Genomic DNA, 18,455 nt, shown 5'->3' on the forward strand with positions numbered 1-18,455 from the left:
TCTATCCGGCCGGGTCCGGGGCATCGACGAAAGTATCGATTAACCCGCAGACCCGGCCATCATCCAGCCGACAATCCGGACTGCCCTGCCATTGCTCCATGGCGCTGCGCATGCGCAGACTCAGAGATTGCAGCTCGGCAATTTGTCTCTCTACCTGCTCCAGACGCGTTTCGATCAGCGTGCGAACCTGACCGCAGGGTGTTTCACCCTCCCGGGAAGCGTCCGCCAATGCCTGGATGTCAGCGAGCGTGAAGCCCAGGGAGCGGGCCTTCAGAGCAAAGTTCAACAGCCGTAAATCCGTATTTCCGTAACGGCGGTAGCCGTTGTTGGGATCTCTCTCCGGCTTCAGCAACGCAATGTCGGTGTAGTGCCGCACCGTCTCGGTGGTGGTACCCGCCTTGCGGGCCAGATCGGAAACACGCATGGTCATTCCTCTCCCGGTTGTGCCCAGGGTTGGTAGGCAGCGGGAACAGACGCATCCTGCTGCTGAAAATAACGGCGGATGGCGACAGCCAGGGCGTCAGCACCCAGTGACTCTGACAGCGCACCCAGAAAGGCGGTTCCTGGCTGCGACGTCGCCAGGTGGCACTGCAGGGCGACATCAGCAAGCAGCCGATTGTCCGGGTGTCGCCGCCAGGCCTGGCGCAATGCGCTGTGAGCCCAGTCGCAACGCTGATGATTCAGGGCGAGCTGCCCTTCCAGCCACCAGAGGTAAGGATCATCGCCGAGGGCCGCGTGCAATTGCCTGCTGATTTCCCGGTAAGCATTCCGGTCCAAGACCATCAGTGCGCGCGTCAGTTGCCAAAGGGCCGGCTTGCCCGTTGCGGTCTGAGCGGCCAGGGCCTGCTCTTCACAGGGCTGGCCGCTACACTGTGCCAGCCATAATGCCAGTAATGCCGGCTCCCCTGCGCCCAGATCGCCAAGTTCCGGCGCGCCGGGGTTATCCTGCAGCAGAGCCAGAAATGCCTTCCCCTTCCCGGCTTCAAACCGTTCACCGTAGGACACCAGCTCGCTCAATTGCAGGCCGCTGCTGTAGTCGTACCACTCGGTGAGACGATAACGGGCTCCAGGCTCTCCCTCCAGGCGGAGAAAGCCCACATCACCGTCAGCAAAAAGCAGTCTGACTCGGGCCGCGAAACGCTCACGGTTTTCGTTGAATCCGGTAATGGCGAATTGCTTGATGTCCACATCCTGTACCCAGCGGGCAACAACCCGGTCAGGAACCGGCACTAACGCCTGCCGGGCCAGTACAGGTTGCAAAGAGCCACTAGCAAGGTCCGCTCTGAGTGTCGCCAGGGTACGGCTGTCAGCGGAAACCGTTTGCGCCAAGAGGGATAATAAGAGCGAAATAAAAAAGCGGTCAGTCATGCGAAGCCTCATTGAATCCAGCACAGACTAGGCAAAAAGACAGGGGTTAGCCACACCCGAGCTGCTGGTGCCCCCGTGCTGCAAACGCTGATTTGCTACAGGTGTCCGTGAGCACCATGCCCTCAGCGGTAAAAGCGATGCGGTGTTATCTCGACGGATAACCGGTGATCTTTCGGATGGAGCGATACAGGGGGGACAGCCGCGGGTACATTTTCCGGTAGACCTGACGGTAAAGCGCATCGTACTGACGGGCCACTTCAGGATCTGGCTCAAACCGTTTGCCGGGGCGTGTCATTGCCGCTACTGCGCTGGCGTAATCCGCGTGCAACCCCATGGCAACGGCCGCATTGATGGCGGCACCCAGCCCGGAGGTTTCCGAGGTATGCGGGCGTTCCGCAGGCAGGTTAAACAAGTTCGCGGTGATCTGCATGATGGCGTCGCTTTGTGAGCCACCACCGGACACCCGCAAGGACTGCACCGACACCCGATTGCGTTTCTCAAGGCGCTCCTTGCCCTCGCGAAGGGCATAGGCAATGCCTTCGATAATCGCCCGGTAAAGGTGAGCCCGGGTATGGACATCGCCAAAGCCGATGATGGCGCCTTTGGCCTCCGGTCCCGGGATGCGCACGCCGGGATTCCAGAAGGGCTGCAGCACCAGCCCCATGGCGCCGGGCGGCGAGTCATGCAGGAAAGACTCGAACAGGGTTTCCGCACTGACACCCAGCTCCTGCGCTTGCTGCACTTCCTGTTGGGCGAACTCCCGCTTGAACCAGTTCACCATCCAGTAACCACGCTGAACGATGACTTCCGAGTTGTAGCGTCCTGGTACGGCCGCGCTGTAGGCGGGCACAAACGGAATCGGCTCCACATAACGCTCATTACAGGTATTGAAGGTGGCCGTGGTGCCGTAGCTGAGATTGCCGATTTCCGGTGTAAAGGCCCCCGAACCCAGTACTTCGCAAGCCTTGTCCGCGCCACTGGCAATCACCGGCAAGCCGGCAGGGATACCGGTATGGCGACTGGCGGCGGCGGTGACCTTGCCCAGTGCCTCACCGGGAGCGACCAGCTCGGGAAGCTGCTCGCGGGTTACCCGCAGGGCTTTCCATTTCAGGTCATGGGCCGGCGCCCAGCACTGCCCCTTGTAATCGAAAGGGATGTAGCCAACCTGCGAGGCGGTACAGTCACGCACTTCACCGGTCAGACGATAGTTCAGATAGCCAGACAGCAGCAGGAAATGGGCGGTTCGTTGCCAGATCTCAGGCTCATCCTCCGCCAGCCAGTTGCACTCCGCCTTGGCTTGAAACTGGCGCAGGGTTTCTCCCTGGCCGAGCAAGTTCACTGGCGCTGCATACCACCAGGGCAGGCGAGGAAAATCCGGGGTACGCCGTTGATCCAGCCAGATTACTGCCGGGCGCAGGGGGCGCATGGCCTTGTCCAGGCAGACCACCGAGGCTCGCTGGGTAGTCAAAGACACCGCGACCACCCGGGATCGCAGCTCCTCATGCTCCAGCCATAAGCCCTGACAGGCCTGACCCAATTGTTCCCAGAAATAGTTAACGTCCTGCTCGGCTTCGCCCGGGCGGTCTGGCAGATAGGGCTCGATATGTTGTTGGTACTTGGCAATCAGTTCGCCGTTGCCATCGAACAGCAGGGCCCGGGCACTTTGTGTGCCTTGATCAAGGGCAAGCAGCAGCGGCGCACTCATCCGGCGGCCTGCTCTACCGGTGAGGCTGGCACACCGTAGTAGCGCTGATGAATGTCCAGATAGCGTCTTCTCTCCTCTTCCCAGCAGGCATCATCCCAGCCGAGGGTGGCCTGAATCTGTTGTTGCAGGGTATCCAGTAGCACCTTGCCGGCTTCAGGCAGCAGCAGCCCGAGCCGGGTACGGCGCAGCATCAGGTCATCCAGGTGCACCACATCTTCGTTCTCGAGAATCCACTGAATGAAGGCCGGGTCTCCCTGATCTGCATGCAGAAAAGCATCCACAGCCTGCGGGGCATCACTGATGGGAATAAAGCCGGGCTCGGTGGTTTTCTGGCCGCGCTTGTGGGCGGCACTGTCGATCAGACCGCTGGCCAGCAAGGCATCCAGGGCAATCAGCCGAAACGTGGTGAGCTTGCCACCACTGACGGTAACGATACCGTTTTCACCCCATACCGCATGATCACGGCGCTCCTTGGAAGGATCCATGCCCTTGCCGGAGGCAATGACCGGACGGACGCCGGCAATGGTGGAATAGATATCGTCCCGATTGAGAGCCGCCTTCGGAAACTGGCTGTTGATCAAACGGAGCAGGTAATCCACTTCCTGGCCACTGGCCGCTGCCTCGATATCCATATCCTGGGGATGATCCAGATCCGTGGTGCCCACGCAGGTCACCCCCTCCCAGGGGAACACAAACACCGGGCGACCATCGTCAGGATGCATGACGGTGAGGCAATCCTTCACCGGCAGACGTTCGGGGTTCACAAACAGGTGGCTGCCGCGCAGGGGGCGCACGCGGGGGTCACTGCCGGAAAAACGGTCTGCCCAGGCGCCGGTGGCACTGATCACCCGTCGCGCACGAAGCGTGGCCGTCTGCTCGGTGGTTCGATCCGTCACTGTGACAGCGTAACCTTCACCACTGGGCTCGGTCTGTTCTACCCGGCAGTAATTCTGTGCCAGTCCACCGTGGCGAGCCGCCTCCAATATCACCCGAACCACCAGGCGGCAGTCATCGGTAAGGGCATCGGTATAGCTCATGGCGCCGGTCAGGGACTGGCTGTTGAGCCCCGGCACACGCTCCAGCAGTTGCTCACGGTTCAGGTAACGATGATCACGGATGCCGGCAAGAAAATCGTACAACCAGAGAATCGCCTTCATCGGCAACCGTCCGGGGAAGACCCCTTTTCGTAGCGGAAACAGATAAGTGGCCCGCTCCACCAGCCCCGGCAATTCTTCAATCAAGCGTTCGCGTTCAAGCAGGGAGTGGCGGGTCAGGCGAATGTCCCCCTGGGCGATATAACGCAGCCCGCCATGCACCATTTTGGAGGAGCGACTGGAGGTGCCCCAGGCGAAATCGGTCTGCTCCAGCAGCAGCACCCGGTGCCCCCGACGGGCCGCTTCCAGCAACACGCCGGCGCCGGTGATACCGCCACCGATGACAATAAGATCCCAGTTTTCGTCAGCGAGGGAGTCCAGGGAGTGGCGTTTGCCTAACATCAAGATTCCTTTTCAATTCGCGGCTGGGTGTCGTCGAGCAAACAGCCCGGGTTCAGTCGCTGCTGCGGATCAAAGTGTTTCACTAATGACGTCAGTGCCGCGATGCCCTGCTCGCCTTTCTCGTGGCTGAGCCAGGGCGCATGATCGCGCCCTACCCCGTGCTGATGGCTGATGGTGCCCCCATGCGCCACGATGGCATCACTGGCCGCCTCTTTCATGGCGCGCCAGCGCTGCAAGGTATTGTGGTAGCTGTCCGAGCAGCGAAACACATAGGTGGTATAGATACTGGAACCCTGCGGATAAAGGTGTGACAGATGGGTAAAGACATGCACTTTTTCGCCCTCTCCCACGTTGTCGCGCACCGCCTGCTCCATGGCATTCATGGCCGGGGTGACCTGATTCCAGTCCACCGCGGTTTCAAAGGTGTCCACCACATACCCATGCTCCCATAGCCCATGACGGAGGTAGGGGGAACGAAAACGGGACTCTTCCCATTTCTTGCCCAGCAGCTCACCCACCACCGTGCCACCGGCGGCACGAATGCGTTTTTTTACCGTGGCCAGGGTGTGGCGCACCAGTGACTTTTCACCGGTCACCCCGAAAGTGATCATGCATTTTTCGTTCCGGCAGCCACGAAGTGACAGGTATCGATGCAATACCGACACCAGCTTTTCATGGCCGGCGAGCATCAGATGGGTGCGGGTTTCTTCCGCATTGGATAGCCGCAGCATGGAAAGCGGCAGCTTGGCCTGGGTCAGGCTGCGCACCAGCGTCCTGGCCGTTTCCCAGTCCGGCGTGAAGGCTACCTGGAACGTTTCCGTTTCCGGCAAGGGGGTAACGCGCACCTTGACCTCGCTGATCACTCCCATGCGCCCTTCCGAGCCCATGATAATTTCCCGCAGATCCGGCCCGGCGGAAGACGCCGGAATGGTGGGGATATCCAGGGTGCCCCTGGGCGTTTCGATACGACCACCAGCGAACATCTGTTCGATGCGACCATAACGCATGGACTGCTGGCCGCTGGAGCGGCTAGCCACCCAACCCCCTACCGTAGACAGTTCCCAGGATTGCGGGAAATGCCCAAGCATGTAGCCCTGCTCGCGCAGCTGGCTTTCCACTTCCGGTCCCGGGGTACCGGCGCCGAAGGTGGCAATCTGGCTTTCCTTGTCCAGGTGGAGCAGTTTGTTCATGCCAGCCAGTGACAGTGTCAGCACCGGTTTGTCGCTGGCTGGTGGATTGATATGCCCGGCCACAGAGGTGCCGCCGCCATAGGGAATCACCAGCACATCATTGTCCTGGGCCCAGACCAGCAGGCGCTTCACCTCTGCGCTTTTGGTCGGCATGGCGACTCCGTCCGGGAAACGACCGAAATCACCGGAGCGCATGGCCAGCCAGTCCGGCAGGCTTTGCCCGCGAGCATGACGAATGCGTGTTTCTGCATCGGTTCGGATCAACGGGTGGTCAGGCATGCGCGACGCGGGCACCGCCTGCAACACCGTTGCCATTTCCGCATCCGGCAAGGGTGTGGCCGTGCCAAGACGCGATTGCAGAAAAGTCAGGCCGGAGGCCTTCAGCGGGTAATGATTGGCGCTGTCGCCCCAGCCGTTCCAGCGTCGCATGCAACGTACTCCTTGATTTGGGAAAGCCTGCCAGGATCGTGTAACAGGCTGATGTCATGGTAGCCCTGACGGCAAGGGGTTTCACTGGCGCAGCGGGACAGTAGATGGACTATTTCTGACACCCGCCTGATTTGTGCCGCTGATACAGGCCGTATTGAATAGATAACAACCATCTACAAACGGGCACTCGGTTTTTTTCGTACAAATTCGTAAACTCGTGAAGACGCCGCTTTACCAGCCATGCTCTCAGGGCTATGGTTCATATCACATCCAAACTATTTAAAAACCAATACCTTATAAGACTTACAAGGAGTTCTCATGAAACGTTTCGTTGGTTGTCTGGCGCTCGCAGGCGCTATGTCCCTGCAGGCAGGCTGCAGCACCATCAACCCTTACACCGGTGAAAAGCAGACCTCCAAGGCTGGTATGGGTGCCGGCATTGGCGCCGTCACCGGTGCCCTGATCGGTATTGCCACGTCAGACAGTGCCAAAGAGCGTAAAGAGCGGGCACTGAAAGGCGCCGGTATTGGCGCTGTTGCCGGTGGTGGCGTGGGCTACTACATGGATGTCCAGGAAGCCAAGCTGCGCGAGAAACTGGAAGGTGCCGGTGTGTCCGTTACCCGTGATGGCGACAACATCATCCTGAACATGCCAGGTAACCTGACTTTCGACACCGACAGCACCACGGTGAAGTCTTCTTTCCGCCCGGTACTGGACGCCGTCTCTGAAGTCCTGAAGGAATACAAGTCCACCATGATCCAGGTAGCCGGCCACACCGATAGCACCGGCGGTGACAAGTACAACCTGATGCTGTCCCAGCAACGCGCTCAGTCCGTGGCCAATATTCTGGGCGGCTTCGGCGTTGAGCAAGTGCGCATGGATACCGTCGGTTTCGGCGAGACCCAGCCCATTGCCAGCAACGGCACCGCCAGTGGCCGTGAGCAAAACCGTCGTGTTGAACTGACCCTGTTGCCTTACACCGAGTAAGACAACCCGGGGTGGGTGCCCAGCACCCACCTCCCCCTCCTTCCTCTTTTTTCAATTCCCCCGCAACATCCAGAGTGCATCACGATTTTCTTCGGGCCATGATGAAGTCAGACCCTTCATTAAGCCAAAGGAACAGATCGTGAGTACAGCGACGGGGCAGATTACCGACACACAGTGGCATGCCATCCAGAACCGTGACCGAAGTGCGGACGAGCGCTTTGTCTATGGCGTTATCACCACCGGCATTTTCTGTCGGCCCAGTTGTCCGGCAAGACGGCCTAACCTGGACAATGTGCGGATATTTCCTACTGGGCAGGCAGCCTTGCAGGCGGGCTTGCGCCCTTGTCGTCGTTGCAATCCGTTTTCCCTGGCGGGTTCACCAGTGACAGACACCGTCATAGCCCTGTGCCGCCATATTGAGCAAAGCCACAGTCCTCCGACACTGAAAGAGCTAGCCGCTCAATGCGGCTGGTCTCGCCACCATTTGCAGCGCCAGTTCAAGGCGGTCACCGGGCTTTCACCACGGGACTATGCGATGGCAGTGCGCCGGCGGCGCCTCAGCGGGAATTTACAACGCCATACATCCATCAGCCGCGCTATGCAGGAGTCGGGAATGGAATCCAGCAGCCAGCTTTATAGCCAGGGCAAACAGATGCTGGGGATGTTGCCCGGCCAGTATCGTTCCGGCGGCACGGGGACAGCGATCCGTTTTGCCATGGCCGAATGTAGTCTGGGCTGCCTGCTGGTGGCAGAAACCGCACAGGGTATCTGTGCCATCAGTCTCGGTGATGAACCGGAACCGTTGCTCAAGGAATTTCAGACACGTTTTGCTGACGCCGAGCTGCTCCCGCCGGACCCGGCTTTTGACGCCAAGGTGGCCCGGGTTGTTTCACTGATCCAAGATCCGCAACAGCGCCTGTCGTTGCCACTGGATATTCGCGGCACTGCGTTTCAGCAACGAGTCTGGCAGGCGCTTCAACAGATACCTCCGGGCACCACCCTGTCCTATCAGGCCCTGGCCGAAACACTTGGCCAACCGGGCGCCGCCCGGGCAGTGGCGTCGGCCTGCGCCGCCAACACCTTGGCCGTGGCGATTCCCTGCCATCGAATTGTGCGCCGTGATGGCAGCCTGTCCGGCTATCGCTGGGGCGTAGAGCGCAAGCGGGCCCTGCTGGAACGCGAGCTTGAGAGCAAGGAGAGTGAGTGAGAAAAAAAACAGCCGAGCTGACTCTAACGCTACCTGCAGATTTCGATCGCGAAGCCTTCCTGGATTTCCACCGCCGGGATACCGAAGCCGTCGCCGAAAAAGTCGATGCCGGTGCGCTGAAGAAAGCCTTTATCTGGCAACAGGTGCCCACCCTGCTAACAGTGGATTTTGATCAGCCCGGCCATGCCCATGTCACTTTGCATTGTGACGATAACCCACCGTCTGCCAGCGCTTCACTGGACGCCTTTGCGGGTCATTTACTGGGTCTGGATCAGCCAACGCAAGCCTTCGAGGCGCAGGCCGGCAGGCACTCTCTGGTGGGTGCAATGGTGCGCTCGCAGGCCGGATTGCGGGTACCACAATCTGCCTCACCGTTTGAGGCACTGAGCTGGGCGATCATCGGCCAGCAGATCAGTGTGGCTGCCGCCGTTTCCATTCGCCGACGTTTTATACAGCGCCTGGGCCGCAGGCACAGTAACGGCCTTTACTGCTACCCCGATGCCAACGATGTTGCCAGCACGAACGCGGAAGCGCTGAAGGCCTGTGGTTTTTCGCGCAGCAAGGCGGAGTGTCTGCTCACCGTCGCTCGTCGCTGCCTTAACGAGGCCCTTCTGCCAGAGATCCACATGGCGCAGCCCGATCTGGAAACTCTGCGCAAGCGCTTACTGGCAATACGTGGCCTGGGGCCCTGGAGCGTTCACTATGCACTACTGAGGGGCTATGCATGGATGGACGGAAGCCTCCATGGGGACGTGGCCGTGCGCCGGGCGATTCAGCAGTTACAGGGCAATGCGTCTCCGCCAAGCCTCAGCGAAGCCGAACGCTGGCTGGCTGAGTTCCGCCCTTGGCGCAGCCTGATGGCGGCCCATCTTTGGGAATCCCTGTCGGTAAACGCCTGACCAGATCTGGCCTATCGCGCCGGCATTTCCGTAGGTTGCACTGAGCCTAAGACGAACTGCACCATCCCGGTGTTTCGGCTCAGCGCACCCTACTACGCACTTGCGGGCGCAGAACGTACCAGCCGCCAGGCCAACCAGGCCAGCGGCACCATGAGAGACAATACCAGCAAATAGGGCCAGCGGTGATCCAGGGTGTACAGCCCGGTGCCAACCAGCGGCCCGAGAATAAACCCCAACGCCGGGCAGGCGCTGGCCAGACCGGCCACCCGCCCCTGCTCTTCGCTGCTGACGCGCAGGCTGGCCAAAGACATGATTGCCGGCATGCCGAAGCCCAGGCCGAGCCCCACCAGCAATACCGCAAAACTCATCACCAGTTGCCGATCTGCCAGCCACAGAATCAACGCGCCGGCGCCCAGCGCCGGGACAGCAAGGGCAACCAGCAGCGTGGCCGGTGCCCGCAGCCATTGCACCACGACAATCTGGCCGAACAGGGACGTGACCGCCGCCGCCATCATGGTCAAGCCAAGGGCGCGGGCTGCCGCCGCGGGGGATAATCCGAAGTGATCCTGAAACAGGAAGCCCAGGGTCTGTTGAATCAGGGCAAAGCTCATGAACAACATCACCCCGGTGAGCAGCAAGTCCCGCAAACGCGGGTCCGCATAGGCGCCCAGACCACTTCGCAGGACCTTACCCAGGGACACGGTGCGCGCCTTAGGCTGGTGCGGCGATGGGGGCAGCCACAAGGCTGTTGCGATAGCCATCAGTGCGGTCAGGGCCGCCACGCCGTAAAGCGGGAAAACCAGCCCCACCGCCGCCAGCAAACCACCGGATACCGGCCCTATCACCGTCCCCAGATTGTTCGCTGCACCGATACGGCCCATACCCTGGGTGCGCTGCTCTGGAGTAGTGATATCAGCGGTATAGGCTGCGGCGGCTGCCGGCGTGGCCGCCATAATCGCCGCCTGCACCATGCGACTGAGTACCAGGCCTGCCACCAATAACCCGCCGACCAGCCCGCCGTGCAGACCGATATCGAACACCACCGCAAACATCAGCGTGCCCAGGGAATAGCCGCTAAGCCCGATCACCAGCACCCGCTTGCGACCCAGGGATTCACTGAGGGTGCCCCACACCGGACTGGCCAGGGCAAAAATCAGCGACGAACAACTGATGATCAGTCCCACCTGCATTTCCGCCAGGCCAGTGGCCCGGCCCAGGGACGGAAGCAGCGTAAATACCAGGGTCTGGCCCAGAGCGGTCACCGCCACGGCGGTCAACAGGATTGTATGGTTGAGGGTGCCCGGGTTAGGGTTTGTCGCCGCAGAGGAAGAGTTCAATGAAGACATACCCCGCCCCAAGCCTGGCGGACTGGTTGGCCGAGCGCCCCTTTACCCTGGCCATGTCGTCCGGTTTTTTTGGTTTCTTTGCCCATTTTGGTGTCGTCAAAGCCCTGAAAGAACATGAATTGCAGGCCACCCGCTATTGCGGCTCCAGTGCCGGTGCGCTGGTGGCCGCCTGCATGGCCAGCCAGGCGTGCCCGGAAAGCATGGAGCACACCCTGCTCGGGTTGTCCCGGGAGCATTTCTGGGACCCGGCTCCAGGCCTGGGTTTACTCGCCGGCAACCGTTTCCGGGCATTGCTGCAAGAATTGCTACCCATAACGGACCTGGCCCTTAGCCCCACCCCGGTGGCCCTTTCCGTCTGGCATGCCGCCAGCCGCCGCACCCGGGTACTGAACGCCGGGGACCCGGTGGAAGCTGTTTATGCATCCTGTGCGGTGCCATTTCTTTTCCAGCCCGCACGCATCGATGGGGGTTACTACTGGGATGGTGGCATTGCCGACCGGCATGGTCTGGCCGGCACCTGGCCCGGCGAGCGCGTACTCTATCACCATCTGCAATCCCGATCCCCGTGGCGACGGGCCAATAGCCCTGCCCTACAGGCGCCTTTGCGCGCCAACCTGACAACCCTGGCCATTGACGGCCTGACCCGTAGCGGCCCCGGCAAGTTGGAGCAAGGGCGTGTCGCATTACAGCAAGCCTATGACGCTACCCGCCAGGCGCTAGCCAAACCGGTTCGCCATGGAATGGTGAAAGTCGCCAGCGTCTGATGAAGCGTAGGGTGCACTGAGCCTAAGGCGAACTGCACCGATCCAACGTTTGAATGGTGCAGTTCGCCTCAGGCTCAGTGCACCCTACACGGGAGCCGTTGCTCTTCTGTAAGAGCCTGCCTGCAGGCGAGCCAGAGTGCTCCGATTCGCCTGCAGGCTGGCTCCTACCAAGACAGCTCTCAGGACACTTCGTCGTAGAGCGGCTTGGACAGTTCCGCCCAGTCCACTTCGCCGTCATCCACCAGATTTTCGAATTGCAGGATTCCCAGCTCCTCAAAACGGGGGCGAACCGACTCGGTGAGCAGGCCGATGCGCTTCAGGTTGGGCATGATGCGAGTGAACAGCAGATTGCGGAATTGGGCCATGATGGTGGAGGACAGCACCTGTTCACGGGCCTCGTCCACATCCCAGCCAAAATGTTCAAACACCTCGGTGCTGATCAGACGCTCACGCATGACCACGCAGGCCTCGAAGGCAAAGTGCGCCCTCTCTTCTTTTTCTTCTTCAGAAAGAGTCTCAACAAAGTCCTCCAAGTAGTTGACGCCAAAGGTAACGTGCCGCGCTTCATCGCGAATGACCAGGTGAATGATCTGCTTGAGAAGCGGATCATGGGCGGTCAGCTTTAGGGTATTGAAGGCGGCCAGAGCCAGGCCTTCGATGATGATCTGCATACCGATGAATTTCAGATCCCAGCGCGGGTCCGAGAGGATCTTGTCGAGCAGGGCCTTCAGATTGGGGTTCACCGGATAAAAAATGCCGATCTTTTCCTGCAGGTAACGGGTAAACACTTCCACATGCCGCGCTTCATCGAAGGTCTGGCTGGCTGCATAGAGCTTGGCATCGTAGGACGGTGCGCAACTTGCCAGTTGGGAGGCTACCAGCAACGCCCCCTGCTCTCCGTGCATGAACTGCGCCAGCATCCAGGCAAGATTGTGCCACCCGAAGCGCAGTTTTTCGTCGTCGCTGAGCGCCTCGAAGGTGGGCCAGCCATTGAACGGGTTGAAGGCCTGATCCAGGGGGATTTCACTGCGCGGAAAAGTCTGGGTCCAGTCCAGATCCATGTCCGCATTCCAGTTCAGTTCCTTGCCCAACCGATACAGCTTACGGATTCGGCCATCAGCACTGGAATAGTCCCAGTTGTAGTGGCCGGTGAGCGGGGTCTGGAAGATTTCCACCACATCCTGCACATGGCCCGGGGTCAGCTTGTCTTCAATATCCTCTGCACCGGGTCCATCCCAGCTCTCATAGATGCTCACCGATGTGGGCGGAGAGGTAACGTTGGTTATTTTCATGGAAACACCTTTTTTAGCGTTGTAGCGCACACCTCAGGACGCAAAGGCGCGTCCTGAACAGGTTCACTTAAACGCTAGGCGGATGTGAGTGCCGGAACAATGTCGCGTTCTGACAATCGGGCCGGGTGTTGGCGCAAAATCACAATCGAGCGCCAAGCCCGGAAAAACCTCTCAGGAAGACGTAGGGTGCACTGAGCCTAAGGCGAACTGCACCAATTCCGCGGTTGGATCATGGTGCAGTTCGCCTTAGGCTCAGTGCACCCTACATAACAGCAGATGCTCGAGTTTGAAAGAAAGCTTTACGGCTTACCGGCGTCAACCAGCATCGTCCGACAGCAGGAAATGCGCCCGGGCGATGGTGATGGGCTCCTGGCGGTTTTTTTGCCAGGCGCTGATATGTACATTGGCAATGCGTCGCCCCAGCCGGGTGACGCTGCACTCCGCATAGGTGTCACGGAAAAGGCCGGCCCGCAGGTAATCAATGGTGAAATCGATGGTCTTGGGCACCCGTGGTTCCCCCATTTGCAGCAGGATGAAGATAATCGCGGCCTGCTCCATGAAGCCCGCCACCGCCCCACCGTGCAGGGCCGGCAGGGTCGGATTACCCACTACATTGTCATGCTTTGGCAGCACAAAAGTCAGCTCATCACCTTGCGCGACTACCTGGATACCCAGAAAGCGGGCATAGGGCACCCGGTCAATCAAACTCTGGTAATCCGCCTCGCCAGCGCGGCATTCTTCAATCAGGGTTTTCAGTGCTTTCATTGCCCCACCACCTTGCCTGCGGTTTCGATTTTCAGTCGGGTGTAGGTTGCCAGCCCGGTTGCGATGGGCTCATCCTCATTGCCCTCCTCCCACGTGGTAATACGTACAAAGGCCACGTGGGTAGTGAGGCGATAGCAGGTAGCTTCACAGAATACCGCTGCGCCCTTTTCAGGGCCGCGCAGATGATCCACGCGGAAGTCGATGGTAGGGGTAATTTCGAAAGTCGGAAAGGTACGACAGGTCACTGCCATGCCGCCAGCATGATCCATCATGGCGAAGATGGCACCACCATGCATGACACCGGTTTCCGGGTTGCCAACCAGATCTTCGCGCCAGGGCACGCGTACCCTGACGGCATTTTCTTCAGCACTGAGCACTTCCAGGCCCAGCACTACCGAGTGCCTGACCGACTCCAGAAACCGGTTGCAGACATCCAGACGGGTAAATGATTGCGATGAAGTTGTCACGACGGCCAATGCCTCCTGTGCCTCGGGCGCGCTAGATTAACGAGTCGACATTACTCTGCAAAGTGTTACTTTTTCACCCTGGTAATACGTTGCTTTCCCGATAGTATCCCAGCCCCCTCATTGTCGGAGGCCTCCCATGGCGACGTCATCCCGTTTGAAGACCAGTCTGCGTGCCGTTGGGCATATCGTCGAGCGTCGGCGACATCCGCAGCGGTTTATCCAGATTGATAAATGCCCCTGGGATGAAATCTACCGCGACGGCATCATGGCCGTTCGCCATTACAGCCTGCCACCCATGAGCGAAATCCCGGTCAACGACGAGATGATGCCGGTGGCGCGCAGCAAATACCGTACGCCCCTGATTCTGGTGCCGGCACTGGGCATCCATTGCTGGACCTATGATTTGATGCCGAACCGCTCCATGGTCCGCTATCTGATGGCCCGAGGCTATGACATCTATCTGGTGGACTGGGGTAAACCCTCCCAGGCAGAGCGCAGCCTGGACCTGGATACCTATGTGAACCGCTGGTTGCCGGCGGCGGTGGACACCGTCAAGACGCACTCCGGCCAGGACCAGGTCAATCTGCTGGGTTACTGCATGGGCGGCCTGCTCTGCATGATGTACCTGGGGGGCCATCCGGATGCGCCAGTACGCAGCCTGATCACCATTGCCAGCCCGGTGAATTTTCACAAAAGCGGTCCCTTCGGCAAAGCGCTGGGCCTGGCCTCCATTCCCGCAATGCAAATCCATGAATGGTTCAAGGTGCGCCTCGAGCCGCTGGACGACAAGTTATTCCACATCCCCGCAGGGCTACTGACCTTTGGTTTCAAAATGACCAACCCGCCGGGGGTGGTACAGGCCTACCTGGATCTGGTGAAGAACATCGCCGACCGGGAATACGTCACCGAGTATATGACCATGGGCCAATGGTTCAACGATATGGTGGATTACCCGGGTGCGGTGGTGCGAGAGGTGATCGAGAAGATGATTCTGGCCAACAGCCTGGCCAAGGGAAAAATCCGCATCGGAGGCCGCAGTGTAGACTTTTCCGCGATACACCAGGATCTGCTGGCGTTTGCCGGCACCACTGACAATATCGTCAGCCTGCGTGCAGCGCGGGAAGTGCTGAGGCTGGTAGGCAGCCAGGAAAAGCGTTTCGAGGAGGTCCCCGGCGGCCATGCCGGCGTATTTTCCGGCTCCAAGGCGCCCAGCCATGCCTGGCGTATCAGCGCGGACTGGCTGGCTACTCGCTCGGATTAATACTGAAGCACACATTGCAGCACTTTCCCGGAGAAGCAAGGTGCACACTCCTGGAAAGTACTGCCATGATCAGCTGGTTTTAACTCAGGGAGCTACCAGCTCCTCTACACGCTCTGCGACCTGAGTGGCATAGCGATAAAAGAGATACGGGACCTTGTTGGCATCGTTTTCGTTCATCCGCGGGATGGTATTGCGCACGAAAACCCAACGCTGCTCAACAAATGCCAGCACCTCGCTCGCCTGCACATCACTGGCATAGCGCCCCTTGAGACTCTCCAGCTGGTCATCGATGGATTTTGCCTCAATGGCAAAGTCCATTGGCGGCAGCCCGGTGCCAGTCGGCATACCTGCCGACGGGAAAGCGGCCAACGCCAGGTATTCACTGGCCAGGCGCTGCATGGATACCGACAATTCCGCGATATCAAGATAGGCGCCTTCTGGCTCGCCGGGATCAGCCTCTTCAACAAGCTCGGCAACTGCCAGGGTGGTCGTGTTCATCTCGCTCATGGCGCCGTAGTCCGCATAACCCAGAGACGCCAGCGGGTTGTCGAGCGCACGTTTAGACAGGTCATCCCAGGCCGTGTCAAAAGCACTGGCCTGAGCTACCTCTTCGCCCACGGCCCGCCCTTTTAGCTCGGCCACCCGACCCTGCCCATCATCGAGCAGCTGTCTGAGTGCATCTCGATCCTCCGGGTTATCGCCACGAATCGACAGTAGATGGAATCCCATCCGGGCACGCCAGGCATCCGCTTCCATCATTGCCAGTTCCGTTGCAGAAAATGCTGCCTGCGCGCCGGAAACAGCCGCCATCAGCGCCCCCGCCAACATCCACATTCCTTGTTTTTTCACCCCGATTCCTCTTTCTTTACCCCACGAAAAACCCCCGCCGTTAGCGGGGGCCTGAATGCATGCCAATATGGCAGTTATGACTATTCAACAGGCCCGAAGGTGGGCTTGGCCATATCTGTAGAGGCCAGGCTGATGGCTTGCTCCATTGTGTCCACCATCTGTCTGGTATAGCGGTAAATCAGAAACGGCACCGCATTTTCATAGAACTTGACCATGGACTGACGAATAAACTTCCACTTAACCGCCACCTGGTCCAGAGCCCGGGTCATGGCTTCATCCCCGGCATATTGTTGTTGGGCCGCTTTCAGCATCTTCTCAAATTCCGGTACGGCATTCTTGAAATCCAAGCGGCCCTCATCCGAACCTGCTGCCATGCCTCCCGCCGGATCTGCAGCCACATTCAAGTACTCAGATGTCATCCGCTGAAGGAAGGCCGATAGCTCACGAATCTCATCATACTTGCCACTGGTGGCAGTTTCGAAAGCATCCATTTTTTCCGCCATGATGGCGGGAAGTTCGTTCACGTCCTTGATGACATAAGCATTGGTGTAGCCTTGCTCTGCCATGGTGTTTCCCTTGGCGGCATCTACGTAAAGCGTCAATTCCTTTTCCAGATCTGCTACAAACTGGCGCTCTTCGCTGCCCTCGGCATTGGCTCTCAGTTCGGAAAGGGCCTGCCCGGCCTGGGAAATAGTCCGCTTCAGGTCAGACGCATAAATATCACTGCCTGCCATCACTGTGAGCATATGGAAATTTGTGCGCACCTTCCACAGCGACAACTCAAACTCTTCAAGATCCGCATTGGTAATGGCTGCCATCCCCTGCACTGGCAGCAAGGCGATAGCCAGAAGGCTCCCCAGCAGACGCTTGCCCATAACTACTCCCTTTTCCTGATCGCTAATTGTTGTTGTGAATTGCTTGTTTTTGATCTGATCACGCCGGCCCAGGGCAGGCACTCACTCAATATGAGTAAACACTATCACAAAATTCATAAGAGAGAGGAACCCGGCACTGATATCAAAATGGTCTCTATCACTCCACCTTTTGCCCGCAAGGCTGTCCCGGCTGCGCCTTACCCCTAAATCGTGGCTGGTGCCATGGTCATTCCATGGTCTCAAGGCCTGACAAGCTCAGGCCAAACAGGCTTCATGGATCTTCCTGCCCCTCACGCCACTGCTGATAACGCTCGATATCCTTTCCGGCAAATTGCCAGGCCTTGGCCAGCACCCCGATATCATCCAGCAAACCGAGGCCAATGATAGGGTCCGGAATCGCATCCAGGGGCATCAGGAAATACACCAGCGCTCCGGTGACAGTCAGCAGGGTTGCCCAGGGCACCTGCCGATAGCGCCCGGCGGTCCAGTCCAGCAGCATCCTGGCCAGCAACTTGAGCTGCCCTGCCGCTTCGCCCAGCCGTTGCTGCAACTGATCAGAGCGGTTGAATACCGCCTTGGCCAACCATCGACTAGCCGTGGCCGAGCGCAATATCCGCTCGGCACGTCGAGACGCCTGTTTGCGAAACGGGTTAGCGGCCATTGAGCTCGTGGAACAATGCCCGATATTCCTCGGTCAGCTTGTGTTTGGGCTGCAAATTAACCAAGGGAGTCGCCTGTTCGTGGGATTCCCGCATCACCACACTGGCAGAAAGCTTGCTGCTCAGCATCGGCAACCCTTCATCTTCAAGCGACGCGACCAGTTCCTGCGGCAAGCGAGCACGGGGCTGGAACTGGTTGACGACAATGCCCTCCACCTGCAACTCGTCGTTGTGATCTTCCCGTGCCTCCTGGATGTTCTCCAGCAAGGTATAGAGCGCCTTGCGTGAGAAGGCATCGCAATCAAAGGGGATCAATACACGGTCCGCAGCAATGAGCGCTGACAGAGTATAAAAATTATACGCTGGAGGGGTGTCGACAAAGATGGTATCGAAATCTTTGGACAGGCTTTTCAGCAGGCCACGAAGTTTGTAGATCTTGTGCTTGGATTCGAGCATGTGCTCGATTTCACCCAGCTCGCCATCCGAAGGCAATACAAACAGGTTCTGGAAAGGCGTGGCGTGCACATATTCGCGAGCGTCTTTTTCTTTCAACCGAAACGACAGCGTCTGGGCAAAGAAGGTGCCGATATTCGGCTTGGGGCCTTCCCCATTGCTGTAGGCGGGCATCCCTAACAGGTACTGACTGGCATTGCACTGCGGGTCCAGATCCACCACCAGGGTGCGGTTTCCCTCGGCGGCACTGATGGCAGCCAGGTTTACCGTGATACTGGATTTCCCCACTCCCCCCTTCTGGTTAAACACCACACGACGCATTTCCTTGTTCTCCTTAATACAGCAGGCTTGCGGACTGTCTGCAGGCCGGGGCTCCACGGGCATTCGCGCCTATTGGCAATGGCGCCCGGCGCGATCCGGTTTGATGTAAGCAATTCGACCAC

Annotated in this window: 18 protein-coding genes; 5 read left to right on the forward strand and 13 right to left on the reverse strand. The window is 59.1% G+C overall.

Annotated features, from left to right (window positions below; genetic code table 11):
• Position 1: 1 nt before the first annotated feature.
• The 5 genes from Q0Y02_RS02460 to Q0Y02_RS02480 all read right to left on the reverse strand — a co-directional run bounded on the left by Q0Y02_RS02460 (position 2) and on the right by Q0Y02_RS02480 (position 6,188).
• Positions 2-424, reverse strand: coding sequence for a MerR family transcriptional regulator (locus Q0Y02_RS02460; RefSeq protein WP_297763928.1), 423 nt, complete (start codon positions 422-424; stop codon positions 2-4).
• A gap of 2 nt (positions 425-426) precedes the next feature.
• Entirely contained in the window at positions 427-1,260 is an 834-nt protein-coding gene (locus Q0Y02_RS02465) for a hypothetical protein (RefSeq protein ID WP_297763931.1), read from the reverse strand.
• 253 nt (positions 1,261-1,513) lie between these two features.
• Complete coding sequence (locus Q0Y02_RS02470) at positions 1,514-3,073, reverse strand: FGGY-family carbohydrate kinase (protein ID WP_297763934.1); 1,560 nt, start codon at positions 3,071-3,073, stop codon at positions 1,514-1,516.
• Positions 3,070-4,569, reverse strand: coding sequence for a glycerol-3-phosphate dehydrogenase/oxidase (locus tag Q0Y02_RS02475; RefSeq protein WP_297763938.1), 1,500 nt, complete (start codon positions 4,567-4,569; stop codon positions 3,070-3,072). The genes Q0Y02_RS02470 and Q0Y02_RS02475 overlap by 4 nt, the downstream gene beginning before the upstream one ends.
• Positions 4,569-6,188: an FAD-binding oxidoreductase gene (locus tag Q0Y02_RS02480; RefSeq protein WP_297763941.1), complete on the reverse strand. Its 1,620-nt coding sequence runs from the start codon at positions 6,186-6,188 to the stop codon at positions 4,569-4,571. The genes Q0Y02_RS02475 and Q0Y02_RS02480 overlap by 1 nt, the downstream gene beginning before the upstream one ends.
• A gap of 318 nt (positions 6,189-6,506) precedes the next feature.
• Between Q0Y02_RS02480 and Q0Y02_RS02485 the strand changes: the two genes are divergently transcribed.
• The 3 genes from Q0Y02_RS02485 to Q0Y02_RS02495 all read left to right on the forward strand — a co-directional run bounded on the left by Q0Y02_RS02485 (position 6,507) and on the right by Q0Y02_RS02495 (position 9,281).
• Positions 6,507-7,175 (forward strand): OmpA family protein, encoded by a 669-nt coding sequence (locus Q0Y02_RS02485; protein WP_035244359.1) that lies wholly within the window; start codon positions 6,507-6,509, stop codon positions 7,173-7,175.
• 139 nt (positions 7,176-7,314) lie between these two features.
• Positions 7,315-8,382 (forward strand): bifunctional DNA-binding transcriptional regulator/O6-methylguanine-DNA methyltransferase Ada, encoded by a 1,068-nt coding sequence (gene ada, locus Q0Y02_RS02490; RefSeq protein ID WP_297763944.1) that lies wholly within the window; start codon positions 7,315-7,317, stop codon positions 8,380-8,382.
• Positions 8,379-9,281, forward strand: a complete 903-nt coding sequence (locus tag Q0Y02_RS02495) for a base excision DNA repair protein (protein ID WP_297763947.1) — start codon at positions 8,379-8,381, stop codon at positions 9,279-9,281. The genes ada and Q0Y02_RS02495 overlap by 4 nt, the downstream gene beginning before the upstream one ends.
• Positions 9,282-9,373: 92 nt before the next feature.
• Here Q0Y02_RS02495 and Q0Y02_RS02500 read toward each other — a convergent pair whose 3' ends face one another.
• Complete coding sequence (locus Q0Y02_RS02500; RefSeq protein ID WP_297763950.1) at positions 9,374-10,627, reverse strand: MFS transporter; 1,254 nt, start codon at positions 10,625-10,627, stop codon at positions 9,374-9,376.
• Between Q0Y02_RS02500 and Q0Y02_RS02505 the strand changes: the two genes are divergently transcribed.
• Positions 10,618-11,391 carry a patatin-like phospholipase family protein gene (locus Q0Y02_RS02505; protein WP_297763953.1) on the forward strand — a complete coding sequence of 258 codons (774 nt, stop codon included), beginning with the start codon at positions 10,618-10,620 and terminating at the stop codon, positions 11,389-11,391. The genes Q0Y02_RS02500 and Q0Y02_RS02505 overlap by 10 nt on opposite strands.
• 179 nt (positions 11,392-11,570) lie before the next feature.
• On the opposite strand, the gene Q0Y02_RS02510 is transcribed toward Q0Y02_RS02505, so the two are convergent.
• The 3 genes from Q0Y02_RS02510 to Q0Y02_RS02520 form a co-directional block, all read right to left on the reverse strand.
• Positions 11,571-12,683: a ferritin-like domain-containing protein gene (locus Q0Y02_RS02510; RefSeq protein ID WP_297763956.1), complete on the reverse strand. Its 1,113-nt coding sequence runs from the start codon at positions 12,681-12,683 to the stop codon at positions 11,571-11,573.
• Between the two features lie 315 nt (positions 12,684-12,998).
• Entirely contained in the window at positions 12,999-13,448 is a 450-nt protein-coding gene (locus Q0Y02_RS02515) for a PaaI family thioesterase (RefSeq protein WP_035244352.1), read from the reverse strand.
• Positions 13,445-13,915 (reverse strand): PaaI family thioesterase, encoded by a 471-nt coding sequence (locus tag Q0Y02_RS02520; RefSeq protein WP_232221947.1) that lies wholly within the window; start codon positions 13,913-13,915, stop codon positions 13,445-13,447. Before Q0Y02_RS02520 ends, Q0Y02_RS02515 begins: the two co-directional genes overlap by 4 nt.
• A 136-nt stretch (positions 13,916-14,051) precedes the next feature.
• Between Q0Y02_RS02520 and Q0Y02_RS02525 the strand changes: the two genes are divergently transcribed.
• Positions 14,052-15,176 (forward strand): alpha/beta fold hydrolase, encoded by a 1,125-nt coding sequence (locus Q0Y02_RS02525; protein ID WP_297763970.1) that lies wholly within the window; start codon positions 14,052-14,054, stop codon positions 15,174-15,176.
• Between the two features lie 84 nt (positions 15,177-15,260).
• Here the strand turns inward: Q0Y02_RS02525 and Q0Y02_RS02530 are convergent, their stop codons facing one another.
• The 4 genes from Q0Y02_RS02530 to Q0Y02_RS02545 all read right to left on the reverse strand — a co-directional run bounded on the left by Q0Y02_RS02530 (position 15,261) and on the right by Q0Y02_RS02545 (position 18,333).
• A complete protein-coding gene (locus tag Q0Y02_RS02530) occupies positions 15,261-16,025 on the reverse strand; it encodes a hypothetical protein (RefSeq protein ID WP_297763973.1) in 765 nt (254 codons plus the stop codon).
• 80 nt (positions 16,026-16,105) lie between these two features.
• Positions 16,106-16,900 carry a hypothetical protein gene (locus tag Q0Y02_RS02535; RefSeq protein ID WP_297763976.1) on the reverse strand — a complete coding sequence of 265 codons (795 nt, stop codon included), beginning with the start codon at positions 16,898-16,900 and terminating at the stop codon, positions 16,106-16,108.
• Between the two features lie 271 nt (positions 16,901-17,171).
• Positions 17,172-17,561 (reverse strand): YkvA family protein, encoded by a 390-nt coding sequence (locus Q0Y02_RS02540; protein WP_297763977.1) that lies wholly within the window; start codon positions 17,559-17,561, stop codon positions 17,172-17,174.
• The gene (locus tag Q0Y02_RS02545) at positions 17,551-18,333 is read right to left on the reverse strand and encodes a ParA family protein (protein ID WP_273009495.1); all 783 of its coding nucleotides are present in this window, start codon (positions 18,331-18,333) and stop codon (positions 17,551-17,553) included. The genes Q0Y02_RS02540 and Q0Y02_RS02545 overlap by 11 nt, the downstream gene beginning before the upstream one ends.
• Positions 18,334-18,455: the final 122 nt, after the last annotated feature.

This window comes from uncultured Alcanivorax sp., assembly GCF_947258575.1.
Taxonomy (GTDB): domain Bacteria; phylum Pseudomonadota; class Gammaproteobacteria; order Pseudomonadales; family Alcanivoracaceae; genus Alcanivorax.